General features: G+C 59.3%; 22 protein-coding genes and 6 pseudogenes. 10 read left to right on the top strand and 18 right to left on the bottom strand.

Going from position 1 to position 23,746, the window contains the following annotated elements; genetic code table 11:
- Positions 1–69: 69 nt before the first annotated feature.
- Positions 70–999: a carbon-nitrogen hydrolase family protein gene (locus GEV39_RS25335; RefSeq protein WP_003464945.1), complete on the bottom strand. Its 930-nt coding sequence runs from the start codon at positions 997–999 to the stop codon at positions 70–72.
- Positions 1,000–1,025: 26 nt separating this feature from the next.
- Positions 1,026–2,348, bottom strand: coding sequence for an MFS transporter (locus GEV39_RS25330; protein WP_049273832.1), 1,323 nt, complete (start codon positions 2,346–2,348; stop codon positions 1,026–1,028).
- Between the two features lie 80 nt (positions 2,349–2,428).
- Here GEV39_RS25330 and GEV39_RS25325 point away from each other — a divergent pair, with 80 nt between their 5' ends.
- Positions 2,429–3,355, top strand: a complete 927-nt coding sequence (locus GEV39_RS25325; RefSeq protein ID WP_003464940.1) for a LysR family transcriptional regulator — start codon at positions 2,429–2,431, stop codon at positions 3,353–3,355.
- Between the two features lie 290 nt (positions 3,356–3,645).
- Complete coding sequence (locus GEV39_RS25320) at positions 3,646–4,848, top strand: ISL3 family transposase (RefSeq protein ID WP_003464938.1); 1,203 nt, start codon at positions 3,646–3,648, stop codon at positions 4,846–4,848.
- 2 nt (positions 4,849–4,850) lie between these two features.
- On the opposite strand, the gene GEV39_RS25315 is transcribed toward GEV39_RS25320, so the two are convergent.
- The 8 genes and pseudogenes from GEV39_RS25315 to GEV39_RS25280 form a co-directional block, all read right to left on the bottom strand.
- Positions 4,851–5,324 carry an extracellular solute-binding protein gene (locus GEV39_RS25315; RefSeq protein ID WP_049273834.1) on the bottom strand — a complete coding sequence of 158 codons (474 nt, stop codon included), beginning with the start codon at positions 5,322–5,324 and terminating at the stop codon, positions 4,851–4,853.
- 280 nt (positions 5,325–5,604) lie between these two features.
- Positions 5,605–5,829, bottom strand: a complete 225-nt coding sequence (locus GEV39_RS25310; RefSeq protein WP_003465037.1) for a DUF2798 domain-containing protein — start codon at positions 5,827–5,829, stop codon at positions 5,605–5,607.
- Positions 5,830–5,883: 54 nt separating this feature from the next.
- Positions 5,884–6,585, bottom strand: a complete 702-nt coding sequence (locus GEV39_RS25305) for a cysteine hydrolase family protein (protein ID WP_003465039.1) — start codon at positions 6,583–6,585, stop codon at positions 5,884–5,886.
- Between the two features lie 90 nt (positions 6,586–6,675).
- A complete protein-coding gene (locus GEV39_RS25300) occupies positions 6,676–7,266 on the bottom strand; it encodes a TetR/AcrR family transcriptional regulator (protein WP_003465041.1) in 591 nt (196 codons plus the stop codon).
- An 81-nt stretch (positions 7,267–7,347) separates the two neighbouring features.
- Positions 7,348–8,025, bottom strand: a complete 678-nt coding sequence (locus tag GEV39_RS25295) for a GntR family transcriptional regulator (RefSeq protein ID WP_016487046.1) — start codon at positions 8,023–8,025, stop codon at positions 7,348–7,350.
- A gap of 69 nt (positions 8,026–8,094) precedes the next feature.
- Positions 8,095–8,292: pseudogene (locus tag GEV39_RS25290) on the bottom strand (SDR family oxidoreductase); the annotation flags it as partial.
- Between the two features lie 91 nt (positions 8,293–8,383).
- Positions 8,384–8,542: pseudogene (locus GEV39_RS25285) on the bottom strand (MerR family transcriptional regulator); the annotation flags it as partial.
- 369 nt (positions 8,543–8,911) lie between these two features.
- A complete protein-coding gene (locus GEV39_RS25280; RefSeq protein WP_003464938.1) occupies positions 8,912–10,114 on the bottom strand; it encodes an ISL3 family transposase in 1,203 nt (400 codons plus the stop codon).
- 99 nt (positions 10,115–10,213) lie between these two features.
- On the opposite strand from GEV39_RS25280, the pseudogene GEV39_RS25275 reads away from it, so the two are divergent.
- The 4 genes and pseudogenes from GEV39_RS25275 to GEV39_RS25260 all read left to right on the top strand — a co-directional run.
- Positions 10,214–10,450: pseudogene (locus GEV39_RS25275) on the top strand (IS3 family transposase); the annotation flags it as partial.
- Between the two features lie 154 nt (positions 10,451–10,604).
- Positions 10,605–11,081: a DM13 domain-containing protein gene (locus GEV39_RS25270; protein ID WP_011711661.1), complete on the top strand. Its 477-nt coding sequence runs from the start codon at positions 10,605–10,607 to the stop codon at positions 11,079–11,081.
- 400 nt (positions 11,082–11,481) lie between these two features.
- Positions 11,482–11,853 carry a hypothetical protein gene (locus GEV39_RS25265; RefSeq protein ID WP_052959448.1) on the top strand — a complete coding sequence of 124 codons (372 nt, stop codon included), beginning with the start codon at positions 11,482–11,484 and terminating at the stop codon, positions 11,851–11,853.
- 41 nt (positions 11,854–11,894) lie between these two features.
- Entirely contained in the window at positions 11,895–12,155 is a 261-nt protein-coding gene (locus GEV39_RS25260; RefSeq protein ID WP_047296649.1) for a hypothetical protein, read from the top strand.
- Here the strand turns inward: GEV39_RS25260 and GEV39_RS25255 are convergent.
- The 4 genes and pseudogenes from GEV39_RS25255 to argC form a co-directional block, all read right to left on the bottom strand.
- Positions 12,144–13,172 carry an IS30 family transposase gene (locus tag GEV39_RS25255; RefSeq protein ID WP_003465026.1) on the bottom strand — a complete coding sequence of 343 codons (1,029 nt, stop codon included), beginning with the start codon at positions 13,170–13,172 and terminating at the stop codon, positions 12,144–12,146. The genes GEV39_RS25260 and GEV39_RS25255 overlap by 12 nt on opposite strands.
- A gap of 24 nt (positions 13,173–13,196) precedes the next feature.
- Positions 13,197–13,823 carry a DNA methyltransferase gene (locus GEV39_RS25250; RefSeq protein ID WP_003465024.1) on the bottom strand — a complete coding sequence of 209 codons (627 nt, stop codon included), beginning with the start codon at positions 13,821–13,823 and terminating at the stop codon, positions 13,197–13,199.
- Between the two features lie 414 nt (positions 13,824–14,237).
- A pseudogene (locus GEV39_RS26315) lies at positions 14,238–14,393 on the bottom strand (OmpA family protein); the annotation flags it as partial.
- A gap of 413 nt (positions 14,394–14,806) precedes the next feature.
- Positions 14,807–15,736 carry an N-acetyl-gamma-glutamyl-phosphate reductase gene (argC, locus tag GEV39_RS25245; RefSeq protein WP_049275860.1) on the bottom strand — a complete coding sequence of 310 codons (930 nt, stop codon included), beginning with the start codon at positions 15,734–15,736 and terminating at the stop codon, positions 14,807–14,809.
- Positions 15,737–15,850: 114 nt separating this feature from the next.
- Here argC and GEV39_RS25240 point away from each other — a divergent pair, with 114 nt between their 5' ends.
- A complete protein-coding gene (locus GEV39_RS25240) occupies positions 15,851–16,735 on the top strand; it encodes a LysR family transcriptional regulator (protein WP_172688356.1) in 885 nt (294 codons plus the stop codon).
- Between the two features lie 183 nt (positions 16,736–16,918).
- Here GEV39_RS25240 and GEV39_RS25960 read toward each other — a convergent pair whose 3' ends face one another.
- The 4 genes and pseudogenes from GEV39_RS25960 to GEV39_RS25225 form a co-directional block, all read right to left on the bottom strand.
- Entirely contained in the window at positions 16,919–17,182 is a 264-nt protein-coding gene (locus tag GEV39_RS25960) for a uracil-DNA glycosylase family protein (RefSeq protein WP_003830781.1), read from the bottom strand.
- Between the two features lie 61 nt (positions 17,183–17,243).
- Positions 17,244–17,519 (bottom strand): annotated as a pseudogene (locus GEV39_RS26695) (uracil-DNA glycosylase family protein); the annotation flags it as partial.
- A gap of 73 nt (positions 17,520–17,592) precedes the next feature.
- A pseudogene (locus tag GEV39_RS25230) lies at positions 17,593–18,141 on the bottom strand (cytochrome P460 family protein).
- Between the two features lie 27 nt (positions 18,142–18,168).
- Complete coding sequence (locus GEV39_RS25225; protein WP_003464997.1) at positions 18,169–18,744, bottom strand: carboxymuconolactone decarboxylase family protein; 576 nt, start codon at positions 18,742–18,744, stop codon at positions 18,169–18,171.
- A gap of 75 nt (positions 18,745–18,819) precedes the next feature.
- Here GEV39_RS25225 and GEV39_RS25220 point away from each other — a divergent pair, with 75 nt between their 5' ends.
- The 3 genes from GEV39_RS25220 (at position 18,820) to GEV39_RS25210 (ending at position 23,658) form a co-directional block, all read left to right on the top strand.
- Positions 18,820–19,662, top strand: coding sequence for a helix-turn-helix transcriptional regulator (locus tag GEV39_RS25220; protein ID WP_049275859.1), 843 nt, complete (start codon positions 18,820–18,822; stop codon positions 19,660–19,662).
- A 465-nt stretch (positions 19,663–20,127) separates the two neighbouring features.
- Positions 20,128–20,688 carry a recombinase family protein gene (locus tag GEV39_RS25215; RefSeq protein ID WP_010921730.1) on the top strand — a complete coding sequence of 187 codons (561 nt, stop codon included), beginning with the start codon at positions 20,128–20,130 and terminating at the stop codon, positions 20,686–20,688.
- Between the two features lie 3 nt (positions 20,689–20,691).
- The gene (locus GEV39_RS25210; protein WP_173891622.1) at positions 20,692–23,658 is read left to right on the top strand and encodes a Tn3-like element TnAs1 family transposase; all 2,967 of its coding nucleotides are present in this window, start codon (positions 20,692–20,694) and stop codon (positions 23,656–23,658) included.
- Positions 23,659–23,746: the final 88 nt, after the last annotated feature.

Here is a 23,746-nt window from a genome sequence, read left to right as displayed (position 1 = left end):
GCTCTATCCCTAAAGCAGTCATGCCCAAACTGGACGGTCAAAGGGAGGATTTCACTAAACAGGCTCTACTTATCGCTCCAGGGTTACCGGGGCCTGCGGGGCAATGTTCACCTTGAGTTCAAAGATGTCCGGCCGGGCATAATGGCCGACGACATCAAAGTCCAAGTTGGCTTGGCTAAGCAGATCCATATTGAGGTCTGCATAGATTTCTGTCTCGCAGTCGAACACCGGCCCTGCCAGTACTTCTCCGAGCGGACTTACAACCATGCTGCCCCCTCGCATCACGTAATCGTCCTCGTTGAACTCCAGGCCGAATGCATCGCGGTGCTGTTGTGGGTATTCACCAAGACGGATTGCCTGGCAGGCTGACAACACATAAACACGCCCTTCAAGAGCAATGTGCACCATGGAGCTGGCCCAGGACGGACGGTCATCTGCTGTCGGGGCGCAGTAGATCTGAACACCCTGGGCATACATGGCCTGGCGTAGTGCTGGCATGTAGTTCTCCCAGCAAATCACGCTCCCCAGGACGCCAAAATCAGTTTCTACAGGCTCGATTGTCGAGCCATCACCGAAGCCCCAAATTAGTCGTTCCTGGCCGGTGGGCATCAGCTTGCGGTGGTAACCGGCAATACCCCGGCCTGGGGCGATGGTGACCGCGGTGCAGTAAAGGGTGCGACCGAAGCGCTCGATTACACCAATCACAGTGGTAACCCCTGTGTGCTCGACACTTTCAGCAAGCAATGCCAGTTCCGGCCCATCCAGCGTCACAGCCCCATCGACATAGCGTTGGTACAGCTCACGCCCGCTGATGCTGCGATTACCCACTACGCTACCGAAAGCTATCCCCTTGGGATATCCGCCAATGAACGCTTCAGGGAATACGGCCAGCCTTGCACCTTGATCTGCTACGCGCCGCAGAATTGTGGAAGCCTTTTCAACGCTGGCTGCAGGATCATAAGGAACAGAGGCGGCCTGGATGACTGCAATTTTGGTCATGAAAAACTCCTGAGGGCAGTAAGAACCTAGAAACGTGTGATGTCGTTGTCGCGGGTTTCCGGCAAGGTCTTCCACAGCACGATGAGGCATGCCAGCGAGACGGCTGCTAGATAGGCGGCAGGGATGTTCGCGTCGCCAGCCTGGCTAATCAGGGCGGCGGCAATGAAGGGGCCTGGGCCTGCGAGTGTCGCCAGGGCCAGGTTGTGACCGAGCGCTGCTCCCGTGGAGCGGATGGACGCTGGAAAGACTTCAACCAGCAGCACCACATCCATCACCGCAGTTACAGCCACAAGTAGTCCCAGAACGATCAATCCTGCGAGGATTGCCACTGGGTTGCCGGTGTTGAGCAGCAGGAAGATTGGATAGGCCAGTACAGAGAGTGCGGCAGCAGCACTGAGCAGCAGCTTGCGTCGCCCGATGCTGTCGCTGAGCCGGCCGATCAGTGGATTGGCAATGACATAGACAACCAGCGCGATGCTGCACAGCCATAGTGCATTGCTTCGTGGTAGCCCAACGGTAGTGACCAGGTGGTTATTGGCGTAGGTGATGAAGTAGTAGAGCGAGACGCCGAACAGCGCTGAGAAGGCGAAAGTAGTGATGAAGGCGCGACGGTGTACAGACTTGCTCGGTGCTTCGAACTGTTGTGAATCGCGTTGACGTACCAGCTCTTCATACACGGGGGTATCACCCAGCTTCCGGCGGATGAAGATGGCGATACCGGTCATCACGATGGAGGCAACGAATGGGATCCGCCAGCCCCAGGACGCCAGTTGCTGGTCATCGAGTGTTGAGGTGAGGCTCGCGGCGGTGAACGTACCAAACAAGAAGGCCAAGCCAGCCGTTCCAGTGATAACGCTGGCTGCCGTCGCGCGGCGGTTGGACGGAGCACTCTCTACGATGTAGATACCTGCGCTAGACCATTCGCCCCCTACCATCATGCCTTGCACGAAACGCATGACGATCAGCAAGACAGGTGCAGCGATACCGATTGCCTCATAGGTGGGCAAAAGTCCGATGATCGTGGTGCACACACCCATACCGAAGACAGTGATGATAAGCACCGCGCGGCGACCGAGGCGGTCACCGATGGGCCCCAGAATCAATGCTCCAAATGGTCGCGATACGAAGCCTACGGCGAACACTGCCAGCGACGACAGCAGCGATACACCTGGGGCGCTAGAGGGGAAGAACAACATACCGATCACGGCAGCGAAGTAGCCGTAGATGGCGAAGTCGAACCACTCCATGAAGTTGCCGATACCCACCGCGATTGCACGCTTGCGAATGTCTGACTGCTCACCCTTGGTATGGATACTGCTTGGATTTACTTTTTTATTAATTGCGTCCACGGTGCTCCCCAGCTTTTCTTAGGTGTGTATGGGCAGCAGACTATGAATCCTCTCGGCCGCAGAGCAAACGATTAGAAAATATGAGCCGGATTAGTGTACGTAATATCTCGAGAATTGATCTGAACCTGCTGCTGACGTTCCACTGCCTGATGACCGAGCGCAGTGCCACCCGAGCCTCGGCCATGCTGCATGTGACCCAGGGGGCAGTTAGCTCGGCGTTGCGTCGTTTGCGTGAGCATTTCGGAGATGAGCTCTTTATCCGCACCGCTTCCGGAATGCAGCCAACCCGTAGGGCGATGGAGCTGGCGCCGAAGATCGCCGAGGCCCTTACGTCTATCTCAGGCGTGCTTGGGGCAGAGCCGGATTTCTCCGCACACGACTCGAGCTACATTTTCAACATCGGTCTGTCCGATGATATTGAGGCCTATCTCGCTCCGCGGATCGTTAACGCCGCAGCGGATCAGGGGCTGGGAGTGAGCTTTTCGTTCCATCAGAGCAACAGCTCACTGTGGAAACAGTCGCTACAAGATCCGGACATGGATCTAGTGATTTGCAGCGAGCCGAAAGACTTCAGCAGCGGGTATTCATCCAAGGTGCTGTTTTCCTCGTCATACTCCTGCTTGTACCTGCCTGGCGCAGACAACGCAGGCACACCTATCGGCCTGGAGGAGTACTTCGAGGCAAGCCATGTGCGAGTTTCCTATGACGGCCGCCGCGGCTTTATCGACGACATGTTCGAAGCGGCGGGCTATTCGAGGCGTGTTATAGCCTCATTCACCCACTTCAGTGGCGCGCTCACCACGTTGATCAGCAGCGGCGCGATAGCCACAATTCCCACGTTCGCCGCCGAGAGCTATTCGGCCATGACTCGGCTAAGTATTTGTCCGGCGCCGATTCCGGTTCCATCATTTCGATGCTTCATGGTTTGGGACATTGCCAAGAACAGTAAGCCTCAGCACGAATGGCTGCGGCTATTCATCGGGCAGCTGACACAGAAGCTTGCTTAGACTTGGTCGCAGGTAGCCAGGAGTTACGGGAAAAAGGGGGCGGATTTATTGGAATCATCGACCGCTTCTGACCGATTTGTGCCGGTCGTCAAGGACCGCTTCGGATCACTCTCAACCGGATCGCGGGCCAGCTGATTTGCTAAAAACCCGCGCCAAACTCAACGAAGGATTTCGCATGATCCGTTTTTTTTGGTTCTTCGCGGAGTCTGGGGGAAGAGCGAGTTGACAGTCAGGGAAGCAGGTAAATTGGCAGTCGCCAAACACACCCTTCACCTGTCCCTGCTGTCGCCGTGCATCCTATTGATCTTGCCGCTTTCTGGCCAGGCTACGACGCCGTTACCTGTCGCCCATCTACCGATAACACCCTCCTCATTGAGCTTGAACCTCAAGCCGGCTCTCTTCCTAAGTGCGGGCGTTGTGGCCAGTTCAGCCCGTTGATTCACGATCGCCGGATTCGTCTGGTGCGTGATCGTGATCTGTTCGATCAGCGCGTCCTGCTTCAACTACCAGTGCGCCGAGTCGATTGCCTGAGTTGTGGGCGGGTGACCGAGCGGATCGACTGGTTGGAGCCAGCATCTCGGCTGACCCAGCGGTTACGGATATGGCTCGAAAGCTTGCTGCGGCTGCTGCCGATCAGCCACGTCAGCCAGCTCACCGGCCTGCATTGGCACACCCTCAAAACGCTCGATAAACGACGCCTTCAAGCCGAGGTAGGCAACTTCGATTCAACCGGTGTCCGCCGCCTGGTGATGGACGAGTTCGCCCTGCACAAAGGGCATCGCTATGCCACGGTCATCATGGATGCCGAGCGAACGCGGGTATTGTGGGTCGGCCACGGCAACAGCCGCGAGGCGGTCCGCCCGTTCTTTGAATTGCTCGGCAAGCACTGCCAGCAGATAGAGGCGGTGGCCATGGACATGAACACGGCTTTTGATTTGGAGGTGAAGAAGCATTGCCCGCAAGCCGAAGTGGTGTACGACCTGTTTCACGTCGTCGCGCGCTACGGTCGGGATGTGATCGACCGTATCCGGGTTGACCAGGCCAACCTCCTGCGCGAAGACAAGCCGGCACGAAAGGCGGTCAAGCAAAGCCGCTGGCTGCTGCTGCGCAATCGCAACAACCTGAAGGACGGACAAGCCGTGCAGCTTCAAGAACTACTCGCGGCCAACCAGCCGCTGGCTACGGTCTATGTCCTCAAGGATGCGCTGAAGGATGTCTGGTTCGCCCCCAGCGTACGAGAGGGCTGGCGCCGCTGGCGAACCTGGTTGCGGCACGCCCGGGACAGCGGCCTCGCGCCGCTACAGCGCTTCGCTCGCAACCTGCGCAAATACGCCCGAGGCATCCTCGCCAGTGCCAACTTCCATATGCATACCAGCGTCCTTGAGGGCGTCAACAACCGCATCAAGGTGATCAAGCGTATGGCCTATGGTTTTCGGGACTCGGAATACTTTTTCCTGAAAATCAAGGCTGCCTTCCCCGGGAAAGCGCGATGAACCTATTTTTTGGTGTCCCAGAAGTCGGCCCAGGTCTTGGGTACGTCCGCGCCTTTGAACGCGTCCGTGCGATACGCCAGCACCGTGGAGTAGCTGATGTAGCCGACGCTGTATTCGTCCTTGAGGCTGTCGGGTATTTGCGCGGCATTGGGAATCAGCGCAAGGTCGAGCTTCTCGAACAGCCCTTCGGCTTCGCCACGGATGCAGTCGCCAGTGGGCAGGTCCACCACGTCCCAGGTGACCTTGCCGCTCTCGACCTGGGTCTTGATGATCGGGTAGGCCTTGGGCGAGCTGTCCTGTTTGAGCGTCAGACCGAGCTTTTTCGCCGCAGGCTCCAGGATCGCCTTGCTCTGGGCTTCCTGATAAGCACCGCCCTGGGATACGAACGTGATGTCCTCGGCCATGGCCTGGGTGGCGCTACCGATGAACAGGGCCAGACTCGCGAGTTGGAAAGCTGTAGTGCGCAATGTGCTCATGGAAAGACTCCGAATGGTTGGCAGATTTTCTTGGGCGAGCTGTAGGTTTTGTTGTCGGTCGCTCTGCGGGACCATGGAGGTCTAATGTACCGGCTTGTCCGTGAACGAAGCGGCTACAAATGCGCGGATGAAAAGTGGTTTATTGCGAAAATGCGAACGGGCACAGTATTTCGTGCGTCGGGTGCGGGCTTGCGCGCCTGTCGCGAGCAGCCCCGAAGCCCCCGGTAGGAGCGAGCATGCTCGCGATGGCGGTGTGTTGGGTGAGTCATAGCCAAGTCATTCAGCCCACCGTCATCCGCCTCACCACGCGCCGAATCATCGGCGCCGCCAGCACCACCACCGGCAACATCGATACCCACGACAGCGCCCACGCGTTCAACCAGCGGCCGGCAAAGGCCAGGTCGAGCGCATGGGGTGTGGTGGCGATGGCGGCCGCGACCGCGCAGGTCAGGCCGGATTGAACGACGCCGAAAACGAAATGCTCATAACGGGCGGGGATTTTCATCGGGGGTTCTCGAGAAAGAGCGGGGGGGCGCGATGCCCGGCCGCTCGGGCACGATCAAGCCGGTTGCAGTTGCGCGATAGTCTCTTCGGTGGTCCACAGCCCGTGGGCGAGGAAGCGGTAATTGATGATGGCCGCCAGGTAGCCGTCGCCATCCGGCAGGCGCGGGCCGGCGGTGGCGTCGCGTACCACGACTATTTCAAAGCCCTGTTCGAGCAGTTCGCGCAGGTGTGATTCCACGCAAAGGTTGGCCGCCATGCCGGCGAGGATGATCTGCGACACGCCTTTCTTGCGCAATTGCAGCGCCAGGTCGTTGGTTTCCGGGCCGTAGACCTTGTGCGGCGAGGCGATGATGGTCTCGCCGTCGAGAATGTACGGCTTGTAGATCTCGAGGAAATCGGCGCCGGAGCCTTCGAAGTTTTCCAGGGTGTTCGGTCCCTTGCGATCGAACATGCAGATGCTGTGCATGACCTTTTCCAGCGGACCGCCAAAATGCCAGTCGTGGTCGTGCGGGTAGTAATAGTGTGGCGACACGGCCACGGGCAGGTCGTGAGCCTTGAAGGCCTTGAACAGTTTTTCCAGGTTTTCGACGGTGTTGTTCTCGACGATGCTCTCACCGAACACCGCCCAACTGGCGCCGGCAGGGCTGAGGAAGTCGTTCTGTGGGTCGATGACCACCAGGGCGGCTTTGCTCAGGTCGAGCTTGAAACCAGTGGCAGGCAGTGCGGGTTCGGCGGGGTCGGCGTACAGATGGCTCATGACGATTTACCTCTTGGGTGCTTGCGTGGATGAGACGTGAATGTTGCTTTATATAAATGACCAGTCGTCTTATTAATGAGGAAAAAAAACTCACTCCAATAGCCGAGGCAAGACCATCGATACGAAACGCTGCAGAGGTGCACCGTCGCGCAGGACCTTGCCGCGCATGACCGCACCTTCCCAGCCTTCGACGATGACACTGGCCAGCGCTTCGGCGTCGTGAGTTTCAGAGAGTTCGCGGCGCTGCTGCGCTTCACGCAGGCAGCTCGCGAGCAAACCTTCCCAGCGCGCCAGCACATCGGCCAGACGCTTGCGGGTTTGTTCGCTGCCATTGGACATTTCCAGGGACAGGTTGCCAATCAGGCAACCCAGGCTGTATTCATGCTCGCCGTGCTCGAGCACCAGGGCCTGGAAGAACTGGCCGATGCGCTCCAGCGGCTTGACCCGGGCGTCGTAGAAGATCGGCCCGTGGCGGGTTTCGATCGAGGTCCAGTATTCCTCGAGGATCTCTGCCGCGAAGTCTTCCTTGCTGGCGAAGTAGTTGTAGAAAGAGCCCTTGGGAATCTCGGCAGCGGCGGTGATGTCCTGGACGCCGCAGCCGTTGAAGCCACGGTTGTGAACCACCTGGCGGCCAATCGACAGCAAACGGGATCTGACTTCGAGGTTGACCGGGCGAGCCATGACAGAGACATCCAGTGATGAGAAAGTTTTAATAAACTAACTGGTCATCTATGTTTCGTCAACAGTCGAATTGACTGCCAATCAGTCCGCCTGCGCCATCTCGATGTACTCGAGCATCTTCTCGTTGCCATCGAGAATGTCACGGCAGATGGCCGCCCGTGCCGCCGCGCCATCGCGGCGCTTGAGTGCGTCGAGCACTTCCCAGTGATGGTCGATGGCCATGCGCTCGTTGAAGTTGCCATAGGCACGGGCGATCAGTGGGCCGGTGCGCATCCACAGGCTATCGAGCAAACCCGCCAGCACCGGCATGCGCGCGATGGTGGTCAGCGCGTAGTGAAATTGCTGATTGCACTTGAGAGCGGCTTGCAAGTCCTGGGCGTTGATCGCGGCGATGTTGTTTTCGATGCAGGCTTGCAGGTCTGCGAGTTCGCTGTCGGTCACCAGCGCGGCGGCCGTCTCCGCAGCCAGGCCTTCAAGCGCCAGGCGGATGCTGCGGATCTCGCCGTATTGCGCGGCGGTGAGGATGGGTACGCGGATGTCACGCGGGGTCTTGAGGATCAGCGCCTGTTCCTTGGCCAGTTGCAGGATCGCGTCGCGCACCGGTGTGACGCTGGTGCCCAGTTGTTCGGCCAGGTCGCGGATGCGCAGGCGGTCATCGGGCTGGAAACGCCCGGTGATCAGTGCCTCGCGCAGCAACTCGTAGATGCCACTGCCCAGGTAAGAGTGATTGAGGGTTTGAATAGGGTAGGGGTTGCTCATTGATCGCTCATCTGCGGCGGATGCCCGGCCCGAATGATGGAAGTTTCCGGCCGGGATTTCCAGATTATTTCAGACGTGCTGACCACCGTTGACATGAATCTCCGAACCGTTGATGTACGACGCGCCTCGGGTGCAGAGGAAATGCACCAGGGATGCGACTTCTTCCGGCTTGCCCAAGCGGTGCATGGGGATCTGCTGATCGACGATCAGTTCGGTCCCGGCAGACAGGATCGACGTCTCGATCTCACCCGGTGCAATCGCATTGACGGGGTTTGGGGAGCAATGGAACCAAAAACCAACGTAAGCTCTGAATCCCACCGTAAAGGGGCTTTCCGATCTCCAGCTCACCCGCCAGGCATTACTCTCTGATCAGTGCCTCGATGATCGGGCAGATCGTTCCGCCGTCTCCCGCATCACATTGCTGCACCAGTTCGCCTAACAGTTGCTGCATGACGACCAAGTCGGCCATCTTCTGCTCGATCAACGCGAGCTTGCGTGCAGCCCGTGCTCGCGTTTCTGTGGGAGGAAAATAAAGTGTCATCCTAACTACAGGACCCTGCAACGTAGCAATTCCTGCAAAAATCCATTTAAAACAATGACTTATTTCAATTCTGCCATCTGCAAGCGTTTTGTGGGGATGGAGGCCGGAATCATTAAAGTATCATCCTAATTTTCGCTCAACCTTGGAAAATGCTGAGAATCGTAAAAATAAAGTTTCATCCTTTCCGCTACTAGTTCAAGGCTTTCCCGCCGCTTTCTTCCGGCCGCCGGCAACAACGCTGCTTGGCTGAGGCGATCCACTTGCGCTACCGCTCACTGATCAGATCGCACTTGAACTCGACGAGCAGCCAACCATCAGGCCGAGCGTGATCGCCAAAAAAAAGGTTCATCGCGCTTTCCCGGGGAAGGCAGCCTTGATTTTCAGGAAAAAGTATTCCGAGTCCCGAAAACCATAGGCCATACGCTTGATCACCTTGATGCGGTTGTTGACGCCCTCAAGGACGCTGGTATGCATATGGAAGTTGGCACTGGCGAGGATGCCTCGGGCGTATTTGCGCAGGTTGCGAGCGAAGCGCTGTAGCGGCGCGAGGCCGCTGTCCCGGGCGTGCCGCAACCAGGTTCGCCAGCGGCGCCAGCCCTCTCGTACGCTGGGGGCGAACCAGACATCCTTCAGCGCATCCTTGAGGACATAGACCGTAGCCAGCGGCTGGTTGGCCGCGAGTAGTTCTTGAAGCTGCACGGCTTGTCCGTCCTTCAGGTTGTTGCGATTGCGCAGCAGCAGCCAGCGGCTTTGCTTGACCGCCTTTCGTGCCGGCTTGTCTTCGCGCAGGAGGTTGGCCTGGTCAACCCGGATACGGTCGATCACATCCCGACCGTAGCGCGCGACGACGTGAAACAGGTCGTACACCACTTCGGCTTGCGGGCAATGCTTCTTCACCTCCAAATCAAAAGCCGTGTTCATGTCCATGGCCACCGCCTCTATCTGCTGGCAGTGCTTGCCGAGCAATTCAAAGAACGGGCGGACCGCCTCGCGGCTGTTGCCGTGGCCGACCCACAATACCCGCGTTCGCTCGGCATCCATGATGACCGTGGCATAGCGATGCCCTTTGTGCAGGGCGAACTCGTCCATCACCAGGCGGCGGACACCGGTTGAATCGAAGTTGCCTACCTCGGCTTGAAGGCGTCGTTTATCGAGCGTTTTGAGGGTGTGCCAATGCAGGCCGGTGAGCTGGCTGACGTGGCTGATCGGCAGCAGCCGCAGCAAGCTTTCGAGCCATATCCGTAACCGCTGGGTCAGCCGAGATGCTGGCTCCAACCAGTCGATCCGCTCGGTCACCCGCCCACAACTCAGGCAATCGACTCGGCGCACTGGTAGTTGAAGCAGGACGCGCTGATCGAACAGATCACGATCACGCACCAGACGAATCCGGCGATCGTGAATCAACGGGCTGAACTGGCCACAACGCCCGCACTTAGGAAGAGAGCCGGCTTGAGGTTCAAGCTCAATGAGGAGGGTGTTATCGGTAGATGGGCGACAGGTAACGGCGTCGTAGCCTGGCCAGAAAGCGGCAAGATCAATAGGATGCACGGCGACAGCAGGGACAGGTGAAGGGTGTGTTTGGCGACTGCCAATTTACCTGCTTCCCTGACTGTCAACTCGCTCTTCCCCCAGACTCCGCGAAGAACCAATTTTATGCGGTGGTACAACAACGAGCACCGACATAGCCGCATCCGGTTCGTCACACCGGCTGAGCGGCATCGAGGGCTGGACCATCAGGTCTTGGCCCGGCGACATGAGTTGTACGAACGAGCCAAGGAAAACAAACCGGAGCGGTGGTCAGGCCGGACGCGTAACTGGGAACCGATCGGCACCGTGTTGTTGAACCAGGATCGAGAGCAACAGAACGAGAAAATGGCGGCATAGTTAGACGGTTGACGCGACAACTACCTTGAAAAATGCCGTCATGGTAGCTAAGCTAGCACCCCACTAACAATATCGCTATCAGCACATACCGCACCCTGTTCGAACTAATGGATTGTGATGGACACACCAAATAACTCACTGTATGAGGCAACCCATGAAAAAGCAATTAAAAATAATTCTGCTCGCGTCCCACCTGGCTCTGTTTGGCGCGGGAGTTGGGCTAGGGATCTATATACTTCCGATTTTGACAGCACAAGAAAACGCCACCATCGCCGAAATTGAAGAAGTGCAAAAGGTGGCAAAGTATAGCGGAGAGTTCAAGAAAGATCAGAAAGGCAGCGACGCCCTTCACTGGGCGAATGGACAACTTTTTGTTACGGATAACGAAATTGTATTTAAAGGTGATGTAGCACCTGGTCCAGACTACAAAATTTACCTGACAAAGAAACAAGCCACCGACAAAGAATCGTTTTTGGACATAAAGAAAGAAGCAATTCTGATTGGCGAATTGAAAAACTTCGGGAATTTCAAGAAAACCATTCCTGCAAGCGTCAACGTCAACGAGTTTACAACGGTCCAAATATGGTGCGAGCATTTCTCTAAGTTCATCGGCTCCGCAAAATATCAGTAAACAAGCTTAAACTTGGATCTTGCCTGTTCACGAATAACATGCGCCTCATGCCAATGGAAATTAAAGTCTTGCCGGGCATGAGGCCTCCCCTCCACGTCTAGATTCTTGAAGTCAAAATTGACCTCAACCGACCCTCAGACACTGACTACGATGCCTGCATACCCTGAAGCGGTTCACCAGATGGGCTTGCGACAGAGATAAGTACGCGCCAACCTCAGATGCCGCTAAGGCTCTATACGCCGCCTTATCGGAATGGGTGGAATTTTGCGCGCGAGCGTCTAATGTTATCCAAGAGCGAGGGCTCTGATTAGTCCCGTCTCCCATGAAGATTCGCAGACTAAGACCCCTATTAAATCTGTAACATTTCGCTAGTTAAACGTTCATAGTGGAGATAAATAAAATGATTTCTTTACTGTGGGGTGAAATTAACCATATCGACAATGTTAGACCCATAGACGATGAGGACCTGCCATGTCTAAATGAAATATTTGAAATATTGAAAAAGCACAACTGCATAGACAGATTTGGCGTGGCACTACTGCACAAACACTTTGATCTACAAGAAGATGAGGTGCTTCTGGAAACAACCGATGTGGATGGGCGCGAACAGTGGATCAGGCCGATTAAAGAAAGTTACTTAAAAGAAAACCGCATTGAAGCGCAAACAACCCTCGTATGTTACTCCGATGCAGGCCTGTCTCGGATGTGTGTTTGCGCGCGAGGGCCTGATGGTCATATAGGAAGACATGCCAGTACTCCAAGCATGGACTAAGTGTCAAAAATAGCTGGCGTGATAAGCGCAATGGAGGGAGCGTGGAGTGGATAAATATTGCCTCGGATGCCGTGAAAATTGGTATGGGAGCGTTGATCGCTGGAATGTTTGGCTATCTCGTCGCGCTGACCAATACTTCGGCAGAGACCAAAAAACTTCATATCACTAAAAAACAACTGCAGCTGGATAAGGTTATAGAAATACTCAATTCATTCCATAAAAATTATGCACACTATAGAGCCAATGTAAGAAATTACACAGGGCGGTTACAGGAGCTGAGTGCAACACGGTTATTGAATTGAAGCTGGAGCATCATGCCGCATAGCCATAGCTTCCTGCATCACCTCGTCCATAACCTCGATCGGACACTTGAAGTCGAAGCGCTTACGGGGGCGCATGTTCAGTTGCAGTGCGATGGCATCCAGTTCCTCCTGGCTATGCACCGACAAGTCCGTGCCCTTGGGCAGGTACTGGCGGATCAGGCCATTGATGTTTTCGTTACTGCCGCGCTGCCAAGGGCTGTGCGGGTCGCAGAAGTAAATCGCCACCCCGGTCTGCTGGGTGATTTCAGCATGCCGCGCCATTTCTCGGCCCTGGTCGTAGGTCATGCTCTTGCGCATCGCCAGCGGCATGCCATTGAGCGCTGCACTGAAGCCTTCCATCGCCGAGGTCGCCGTCGCGTCGTTCATCTTCACCAGCATCAGGTAGCCACTGGTGCGCTCCACCAGCGTACCTACAGACGAGGCGTTGGCCTTGCCCTTGATCAGGTCGCCTTCCCAATGCCCTGGCATCAGTCGGTCTTCGATCTCCGGCGGACGTACATGAATACTGACCCTCTCAGGGATCTGACCGCGCCGATCCACGCCGCCAGAGCGCGGCCTGCGCATCGTCTTGCTTTGGCGCAGGCAGATGATCAGCTCTTTACGCAGCTCGCCGACTGGCAAGGCATAGATCGCGTTATAGATCGTCTCGCGACAGACGTAGGCATCTCTGAGGCTGGGAATATTCATGCTGCGCAGCTTGCCGGCAATCTGCTCGGGAGACAAACGCTCACGCAGCATATGCGCCACCAATTCGAAGCGCTCGCTACCCGGCAACAGCTTTTGCTTCGGTCGACACACCTGACGGCGGGCCTGCATCTGCTGCTGGGCCACGCGGGCCGAGTAGCCGCCACAGGCATCTCGATTGCGGCGCAGCTCCCGGCTGATGGTCGAAGGGGATCGGTTGATCAAGCAGGCAATCCCGCGCAGGCTGAAACCTTGGGCATGACCGATTTGAATGGTGGCGCGCTCTTCAACGCTGAGTTCGGAATAAGACATAGGGACAGCACCGTACCGGAAAGGTCAGGTGTTGCACTCAGTTTTCGCCGCCGCCCCCTTATTATCACTGCGAGGTGAATAGCTTTTCTGCCAATTGATTATGCCAATGCGATTCTCTTCGCCGAAGATTTCGTCCATGAGCATGCCAAGTCTAAATAGTTCCCTATGATCAATACAGATAGCCATAACCCCGCCTGGGGTTAGCATCTCACGCATCATCCAGATTCTGGGTGTCATGAAGCGCAACCATTTGCTGTGCTTGGACCCATCATCTTTAGGAACTACATCGCCGAGATCTGGATCGTTTGGATCCTTGTCCCACTTGTCGTTATAGCGGAAGTCCTCGCCGGTGTTGTACGGCGGGTCTGTTACTACAAGATCAACTTGACCACGATATTTATAGAGCGTGACCATCGCAGAAAGGTTTTCACCGTCCCAGATCTCATTCTCTGACTGGGCGGTTTCCTCTCCAAAGGATACTTTCTTGATAATACGATGCAGCTTCGGCTTGACCTGGCGGATGATCTGCCAGGGAGCAGCCCGCCCGGTGTAACTCATAACGATGCCATTCTTGCCAGCATCGGCAAGCGCCGCATCATGCTCCTGCAGCATACGGACCAAGGCGGCCCTCGGCAGTTGTTCGTAATCCATGCTTGCCCCTTGAATTCGTGCGGCGGCACCGAAAAGCTGAAAATTCTAGTACCGCTCGTGGATGCTTCACCATCCCTAGGGTGGCGAGTGTACTTGTGAACGTATTGATTTGGCTGTTAAACCGTTGAAAAAGACGGATCAACTGAGTTCCAAACGGGCTGCGTACTGGCTGGCAGATGCGAATCCGGCGCACGCCGCTCCCTTCTGGGCTCAAGCCCGCGAAGCGGGCATAAAGAACCCGGCCGAGGCCGGGATCCTTATGGGCTTATGGGCCGGCGTATTGGTCTGCCCAGTCCAAAGCCGGTGCCACGGGAGCTTGCACCTCCTGAGGCCAGGTTTTGGAGCCCACTGCAAATCGCCCGTAACCCATTAAAAGATAGCTGGGCATCCGACGAAAAGAGCACCAAGGCACCATTACCCTTGAGCTACAGCGCCGCTACGGGGCACCAGTTTGATTTCAACGCGGCGATTTTGGGCGCGACCCTCGGCGGTGTCGTTGGGGGCAATGGGCGAGCTGGAGCCTGCACCAAAGGTTTGCAGGCGCGAAGGATCGACGCCATTGCTGCGCAAAGAGAAAAAGGGGACTGATTTATGTGCGCCAGGCAAAGCTTGGTCGCCTGGGAATGACGGCGCAAGCCGTCACGAAATGGCGTAAGAAACCCAGCGGGTATGACCCCCGCCCGGTAAAGGTTAGCCACCGACCGGAAGCGAGTCTTGCGTGGTGACCGGGTAACCGGCGCTGCGAAGCGTAGACAGCAGAAAAGGGGATTTATTTTCCCTACTCTAAAACGGCCGCTGTTGGCCGATTGCTGCCTGTCGTGGACGACCGTTTAACTTCAAAGCCTGACTGGATTGCAAACTGCTGACACGCGTAGATTCTGTTTTCGACTCGTTTAATGCCGTCGATGCCAGGCCATAAACAGAGAGGAAACAACCGCTCGAAAATTCGAGCCATAGACTCTAGAGCCAGTGGGTAGTCGGAGTCATGTTCCTGCAACCATCAAATCCAGATTCTGCACCGCCGCTCCAGCGGCTCCCTTCCCAAGATTGTCAAACACCGCAGCCAACAAAACCTGCCCCGTCTCATCATTTTCACACACCACCAATCGCAAACTATCAGTCCCGTTAAGCGCCTGAGGATCAAGGCACGTCAACCCTTTGGCCTCCTGCATCGACATCACCTGTACATGGTCCGCATCGACGTAGTGCTGCATAAGACACGCATGCAACCGCACCGCATCCACGCCCGGCGCCAACAAGCGAAGTTGCAACGGTATGGTCAGCACGATCCCCTGCCGAAAAGCCCCATAAGCCGGCACAAACATCGGCCGCTCCATCAGACCGCTTTGCTGCTGAATCTCCGGAATATGTTTGTGTGCCAGCCCCAGACCATAAACCTGAAACGCGGGCGCCTGTGATGCGCCCTCTCCCTCATGCTCTTGCACGCCAACGCGCCCTTTTCCGGAATAGCCCGACACAGCATGAATGTTCGTCGGATAGTCCCTGGGCAGCAACCCGGCCTCCAGCAATGGGCGCAGCAGCCCTATCGCCCCCGTGGGATAGCAACCGGGATTGCTGACCCGCCGTGCCGTGGCGATGCGTTGGGCCTGCTGCGAGTTCATCTCCGCGAAACCATAGGTCCAGTCTAGATGGGTGCGGTGCGCCGAACTCGCATCGATCACCCGAACGGCGGGGTTTTCGATGCTCGCTACAGCGTCGCGTGCGGCTTGGTCGGGCAAGCAGAGAATCGCGATGTCGCAGGCGTTGATGATTTCGGCGCGACGTTGCGGATCCTTGCGATGTTCGGGGCTGAGCGTGATAAGCCGCAGATCGGTCCGGTCGCGTAGACGTTGATGGATTTGCAACCCGGTGGTGCCTTGGTCGCCGTCGATGAATATAAGAGGACTTGCCATGGAATGCTCTCGGACATAGGAAATCAGGAGTTCCAATCTTCAGTGAGGGGCTAAGATAGGAAAAGTTGAATTTCTAAACGATGAAATTCAGCTTTTCTGAACAAGGAGTGACTCATGCGCGAAATCAGCCTGGACCGTCTGCGCACGTTGGTGGCCATTGCCGACCTGGGTTCGTTTGCCGAGGCGGCCCGTGTGCTGCACCTCGCGCCACCCACGGTCAGTTTGCATATTGCCGACCTGGAGTCGCGGGTTGGCGGAAAGCTGTTGTCGCGCACACGTGGGCGCATTCAGCCTTCGGCGATTGGAGAAACGCTGGTGGAGCGCGCGCGGCGCCTGTTGGCGGATGCGGAGCAGGCGCTTGAGGACGTGGAGCGTCAGGTGCAGGGCTTGGCCGGGCGTGTGCGGCTGGGTGCCTCCACAGGGGCCATCGCACAGTTGATGCCGCAAGCTTTGGAGACGTTGGGCCAACGCCACCCCGCTATCGATGTGCAGGTCGCGGTGCTCACGTCGCAGGAAACTTTGAAGAAGCTTGCCGAGGGCTCTTTGGAGATCGGTCTGGTCGCGCTGCCACAGACCCCGGTGAAGGAATTGCGGATCGAGCCATGGCGGCGGGACCCGGTCATGGCCTTCTTGCCGGCTCGCTGGGAATGCCCGGATGTTGTGACCCCCGGTTGGCTGGCCGCCCAGCCATTAATTCTGAATGACAAAACTACTCGGCTTTCGCGCTTGACCTCGGAGTGGTTCGCCAGTGATGGACGGCAGCCCACGCCGCGTATTCAACTGAACTACAACGATGCGATCAAAAGCCTAGTGGCGGCCGGTTATGGTGCGACGTTGTTGCCGCATGAAGCCTCCACGCAATTGCCCGATACCAGGATCGTCATGCGGCCATTACAGCCCTTATTGTGGCGTCAACTTGGTATTGCCCACCGTGGTGGGGACGTCGAGCGGCCTACGCAACATGTGCTGGATGTGTTGTGGGGGTTGAGTGCGGGCTAGGGCGATGTTGTCAGAGAAAGGACCGCTTTCGACCCGGTCATACGGTGATTGAGGTCCCAGGCGTCAGCTACCGCACCTGAAGCCGTCGTTCATCGCTCCAAAGCCGGTGCCTGTCTCCGTTCGCCCAGGCCAGGGTGTCGTAGTACTTGTGCAGCAGCTCGGTAATGGCGGCGGTGTCGTCGGTCATGGGGTTTCCTTGGGGTTGGCGGTGAGGACTGCCTGGACGCGTGCTTGCAGCGCGGGCAGCACGTCTTGTTGGAACCAGGGGTTGCGCACCAGCCAGCGATTGTTGCGCGGGCTAGGGTGAGGCAGGGGGAACGCTTGCGGCCAGTGCTCGCGCCAGGCTTCGACCACCCGGGTGAGCGGCGTCTTGCCAGTACCGAGGTGGTAGTCCATGGCGTAGCTGCCCAACACGATGACCAGCGACAGGCGCTCGAAACGCTGCATGAAGGCTTCGCGCCAGGCGGGGGGCGCACTCCGGGCGTAGCGGCAGGTCACCGCTTTTGCCGGTGCCCGGATAACAGAAGCCCATGGGCAGAATGGCGATGCGGGTAGGGTCGTAGAAGGTGTCGCGGTCCACGCCCAGCCAGGCGCGCAGACGCGCGCCGCTGGCGTCGTCGAAGGGCACGCCTGAGGCATGGACCCGGGCCCCCGGTGCTTGGCCGGCGATGAGGATGGGCGCACTCGGGTGAAACTGGAAGACCGGCTGCACGCCGTGTGGCAGATGCGGTGCGCAGCGCGTGCAGGCGCGGACGTCGGTCAGAAAGGCGTCGAGTGTCGGCATGGCGCGCTTCCGGAAAGGGTGGCTCGCGCAGGACGGAGGTGCCATCCTGCGCGAAGCGTAACCCGGCAGCAAGTCAGTGCTGGGTCAGTGTCGGATAGCCCTGGATGAATACGCGGTCGGTCTTGGCCGCCGGCACATGGCAGCCCATGCAGTCGGCTTCGTAGCTGACGGCGACATTCTTGGCGGGGGCGTCGGCCTTGAACAGCGCCCAGCCCCAGCCGTCGCCCCACAAGGGGTTGCTGGCGAAACGGCCTTTGGCGTCCTAGACCATCACGAACCACACGGCCGCATCGGAACCCCAGACCACAGGGTTGCCAGTGGTCATGGCGCTGGTTTCGAGCTTGCGGATCTCTTTCACCAGCGTGGCGCCGTCCAAGAACTTGCCGGTCTTGCGGTAGTGCTCGGCCGAGGCCTTTTCGGTGTACACATCGTGCAAGCCGCGAGAGGCGGATTTTTCGTCCAACACCGCATATGAGCCCAGGTGGACGAAGTTTGTGCGGAAGTCTGTGGGGCGGCTGATGCCGCCCTGGCTGTCCACATAGGGCGAAAAGTCGCCGGCCGTGACGGCCAGTGGCAGGACGAGGGCGCTGGCGAGCAGAGCGCCGGTGAGTGCGATTTTCATCGTGTTCTCCTTATATGCCTATGGAGATCAGACGGCGACCACGGGGAAATCCACCGTGGTGTCGGCGATGTGGTTGGTGTAGTTGGTGAGCGTGTTCAGCGCGACGTTGGCGATCACTTCCAGTATCAGGCCGTCGTCGAGCCCCGCGCGGCGGTAGTTGGCCATGGCGTCGGCCGACACCACGCCGCGTTGCTCGACCAGCGCGCGGGCAAAGCCGGCGATTGCATCGTCAAGTGCGTTGGCCGCCTGGCCGGTGCGGGCCGCGGCGATGGCCTCTGCCGACAGTCCGGCACCTTTGCCGATCAGGGTGTGTGCGCTCAGGCAATACTGGCAGCGATTGGCTTGACCGGCAGCGAGCGCAACGATCTCGCGCTGGGAGGCATTCAGGCGGCCGGTGCCCAGCGTTTCGGACAAGCCGAGGTAGCCATTGAGCGCCGCCGGCGCGTGGGCCAGCGTGGCGAACAGGTTCGGCACCATGCCAAGCTTGGCTTTGACGGCCTTGAGTGTGGCAGCGGTAGCGGCGTCAGCGGTGTCGATGGTCAGGGGGGCGATTTGGGTCATGTCTATCTCCGTAGTGGGTGAGGTGCAAGAGCACGTGGGCATGATCGCCCTTTGTTTGGTACGATATGGCACGTAAAGTATCAAATACGTAACCTATCGTCTTATATGGAGAGTGGAATGGCGGATCGACTGGCCGGCTTGCTCCGGCACTACTCGCTTTCGGCGCGCGTTTTTCACAGCGGCGCCTTCTGTGGGCAGCATCATTACGCGGCGCCGCATGGCTATATCCATCTGGTGCGGCGCGGCCCGATTACGGTGCGTTCGCCCGTGCATGAAGATCTGCTGGTTACCGAGCCGAGCCTGCTGTTTTATCCGCGCGTGGCGTCGCATCGTTTTGTCGCCGCCCCCGGCGATACCGCTGAGCGGTTGTGTGCGGAGGTCGACCTGGGCGCTTCGACGGGCAATCCGTTGGCCATGGCCTTGCCGTCGATGCTGCTGATTCCGTTGGCGGACTTGCCCGGCCTCGGGCCGACGCTAGAGTTGCTGTTTGCCGAAGCCGAGCGCGACCAGTGCGGTCGGCAGGCCGCCATCGACCGCTTGTGCGAGTTGCTACTGATCCAGTTGCTGCGTTATCTGATGGATGGGCGGCTTGGCGCCACCGGACTGCTGGCGGGCCTGGCCGACCCGAAACTCGCGCGCGCCATAACCGCCATGCACGATGCGCCGCAGACCGCGTGGTCGCTCGAGGCGCTGGCGGCGAAGGCGGGCATGTCACGCGCGCGCTTCGCCGCCGCGTTCAAGGACGCGGTGGGCGTCACGCCGGGCGACTATCTGGCCGACTGGCGGATGAACGTCAGTTGCACCCTGCTCAAGCAGGGGCGGCCGGTGGCGGTGGTGGCCGACCGCGTCGGCTACGGCAGCCCGAACGCTCTGGCGCGCGCCTTCCGCGTGCGCATGGGCTGCGCCCCGCGCGACTGGCTGGCGCAGCAGCGCGGTGACGCGGCGCTCAGCGGTTCGTGAGTTTGAGTTCGATTCGCCGGTTCTTGGCGTAGGCGGCGCCGGTGTTGCGCTCGTCGAGCGGGTGAAATTCGCATCACGCCGGAACAACTGGCGGAACTCCAGGTGGCGATCCGTCAACGGCTGGTCAGTCTGTTCGTGCGGCGCGGCCGGCTGGACAAGGCTGAGTCAGTGGCGCAGGTAGCTGGATGACGCTGTCCCGCCCTGAGCCGACGCTCACAGGCGGGGATTTCCAGTGTCGTCATTGTCGGCTATTGGCCGGCAGCAGCCCGTCGTTGCCTGATGGATCCAACCCCTCCGCTGCTATAGTGCAGTCGGCTTCTGACGTTCAGTGCAGCCGTCTTCTGAAAACGACAGCATTTTTGACACATGCCTGCGAAGGTCATAGATTTCAGCCTGACAGAAACGGGGTTTGAGGCACAACGGAACAGAAGGAGCACTTAAGCCGCCTTCAACCAAGGAGACATCGTGCAGGGGCACCGCATCGGCTACGTCCGGGTCAGCAGCTTCGACCAGAACCCGGAACGCCAGCTGGAACAGACACAGGTGAGCAAGGTGTTCACCGACAAGGCATCGGGCAAGGACACCCAGCGCCCCCAGCTCGAAGCGCTGCTGAGCTTCGTCCGCGAAGGCGATACAGTGGTGGTGCACAGCATGGACCGGCTGGCCCGCAACCTCGATGACCTGCGTCGCTTGGTACAGAAGCTGACTCAACGCGGCGTGCGCATCGAGTTCCTGAAGGAGGGCCTGGTGTTCACTGGCGAGGACTCGCCGATGGCCAACCTGATGCTGTCGGTGATGGGGGCCTTCGCTGAGTTCGAGCGCGCCCTGATCCGCGAGCGGCAGCGTGAGGGCATCACCTTGGCCAAGCAGCGTGGCGCGTACCGGGGCCGCAAGAAAGCCCTGTCCGATGAGCAGGCTGCTACCCTGCGGCAGCGAGCGACGGCCGGCGAGCCCAAGGCGCAGCTTGCCCGCGAGTTCAACATCAGCCGGGAAACCCTCTACCAGTACCTCCGCACGGACGACTGACACATGCCGCGTCGCTTGATCCTCTCGGCCACGGAGCGGGGCACCCTGCTCGCGTTGCCAGAAAGCCAGGATGACCTGATCCGCTACTACACCTTCAACGACTCCGACCTGTCGCTGATCCGTCAGCGGCGCGGCGACGCCAACCGCCTCGGCTTCGCCGTGCAACTCTGCCTGCTGCGCTACCCCGGCTATGCGTTGGGCACTGACAGCGAGCTGCCCGAACCGGTCATCCTGTGGGTGGCCAAGCAAGTCCAGACCGATCCGGCGAGTTGGACGAAGTACGGCGAGCGCGATGTGACCCGTCGCGAGCACGCCCAGGAACTGCGCACCTACCTTCAACTGGCCCCGTTCGGCCTGTCCGACTTCCGCGCCCTGGTGCGCGAGCTGACCGAACTGGCCCAGCAGACCGACAAGGGCTTGCTGCTGGCCGGCCAGGCGCTGGAGAGCCTGCGGCAGAAGCGACGCATCCTGCCGGCGTTGAGCGTGATCGACCGGGCTTGCTCGGAGGCCATTGCACGGGCCAATCGGCGGGTCTACCGCGCCCTGGTTGAACCGCTCACGGACTCGCATCGGGCCAAGCTGGACGAGCTGTTGAAGCTCAAGGCCGGCAGCAGCATCACCTGGTTGACCTGGCTGCGCCAGGCACCGCTGAAACCCAACTCTCGGCACATGCTTGAGCACATCGAGCGGCTGAAGACATTTCAGCTGGTGGACTTGCCCGAAGTCCTGGGCCGGCACATCCACCAGAACCGCCTGCTCAAGCTGGCCCGCGAGGGTGGGCAGATGACGCCCAAAGACCTCGGCAAGTTCGAGCCGCAGCGGCGCTATGCGACCCTGGCCGCCGTGGTGCTGGAGAGCACTGCAACCGTGATTGATGAGCTGGTGGATCTGCACGACCGCATCCTAGTCAAGCTGTTCAGCGGCGCGAAGCACAAGCATCAGCAGCAGTTCCAGAAGCAGGGCAAGGCGATCAACGACAAGGTGCGCCTGTACTCCAAGATCGGCCAGGCGCTGCTGGAGGCCAAGGAAGCCGGCAGCGACCCCTATGCCGCCATCGAGGCGGTGATCCCCTGGGACGAGTTCACCGAGAGCGTCAGCGAAGCCGAGCTGCTGGCCCGGCCGGAGGGCTTCGACCACCTGCACCTGGTCGGCGAGAACTTCGCCACCCTGCGCCGCTACACGCCGGCTCTGCTGGAGGTATTGGAGCTGCGCGCCGCCCCGGCCGCGCAGGGCGTGCTGGCAGCCGTGCAGACGCTGCGCGAGATGAACGCCGACAACCTGCGCAAGGTGCCGGCCGATGCTCCCACCGCCTTCATCAAGCCGCGCTGGAAGCCACTGGTGATCACCCCGGAAGGCCTCGACCGGCGCTTCTACGAAATCTGCGCCCTGTCCGAGCTGAAGAACGCCCTGCGCTCCGGCGACATCTGGGTCAAGGGCTCGCGGCAGTTCCGCGACTTCGACGACTACCTGTTGCCGGCCGAGAAGTTCGCCGCGCTCAAGCGGGAACAGGCCCTGCCGCTGGCGATCAACCCGAACAGCGACCAGTATCTGGAAGAGCGCTTGCAGCTGCTGGACGAGCAGTTGGTCACTGTCGCCCGCCTGGCCAAGGACAACGAGCTGCCCGATGCCATCCTCACCGAGTCCGGGTTGAAGATCACCCCGCTGGATGCGGCGGTGCCGGATCGGGCGCAGGCGCTGATCGACCAGACCAGTCAGTTACTGCCGCGCATCAAGATCACCGAACTGCTGATGGACGTGGACGACTGGACGGGCTTCAGCCGCCACTTCACCCACCTGAAGGACGGGGCCGAGGCCAAAGACCGGACGTTGCTGCTGTCCGCGATCCTCGGTGATGCGATCAACCTCGGGCTGACCAAGATGGCCGAGTCGAGCCCCGGTCTGACCTACGCCAAGCTGTCCTGGCTGCAAGCCTGGCACATCCGCGACGAGACCTATTCGGCGGCCCTGGCCGAGCTGGTCAACCACCAGTACCAGCATGCCTTCGCCGCCCACTGGGGCGACGGCACCACCTCATCCTCCGATGGCCAGCGTTTCCGGGCTGGCGGCCGGGGCGAGAGCACCGGACACGTCAACCCGAAGTACGGCAGTGAGCCGGGACGGCTGTTCTACACCCATATCTCCGACCAGTACGCGCCGTTCAGCACCCGCGTGGTGAATGTCGGCGTGCGCGATTCCACCTATGTGCTCGACGGCCTGCTGTACCACGAGTCCGACCTGCGGATCGAGGAGCACTACACCGACACGGCCGGCTTCACCGATCACGTCTTCGCCCTGATGCACCTGCTGGGCTTCCGTTTCGCGCCGCGCATCCGCGACCTCGGCGAAACCAAGCTGTACGTGCCGCAGGGCGTGCAGACCTACCCGACGCTGCGGCCGCTGATCGGCGGCACCCTGAACATCAAGCACGTCCGCGCCCATTGGGACGACATCCTGCGCCTGGCCAGCTCGATCAAACAGGGCACCGTCACTGCCTCGCTGATGCTGCGCAAGCTCGGCAGCTATCCGCGCCAGAACGGCCTGGCCGTGGCCCTGCGCGAGCTGGGCCGGATCGAACGCACGCTGTTCATCCTAGACTGGCTGCAAAGTGTTGAGCTGCGCCGCCGCGTGCATGCCGGCCTGAACAAAGGTGAGGCGCGCAACTCGCTGGCCAGGGCGGTGTTCTTCAACCGCCTTGGGGAAATCAGGGATCGGAGCTTCGAGCAGCAGCGCTACCGGGCCAGCGGCCTCAACCTGGTGACGGCGGCTATCGTGCTGTGGAACACGGTGTACCTGGAGCGCGCCACCCAGGGGTTGGTCGAGGCCGGCAAGCCGGTGGACGGCGAGCTGCTGCAATTCCTGTCGCCGCTGGGCTGGGAGCACATCAACCTCACCGGCGATTACGTCTGGCGGCAGAGCCGCAGACTGGAAGACGGGAAGTTTCGGCCCCTACGGATGCCCGGAAAACCTTAGCGTACGATTTTTTCCGAATTCTGCGAGCCCCCCTGCTTCTGCTGTCGCCTATCCATCCTTACCTTTCCTCGACAACACCCCCCCGACG

Origin of the sequence: Pseudomonas sp. NY5710 (genome assembly GCF_013305665.1) — a bacterium.
Taxonomy (GTDB): Bacteria; Pseudomonadota; Gammaproteobacteria; order Pseudomonadales; family Pseudomonadaceae; genus Aquipseudomonas; species Aquipseudomonas juntendi.
Note: the sequence above shows the minus strand (reverse complement) of the source record. Positions and strands in the feature narration are given on the sequence as shown.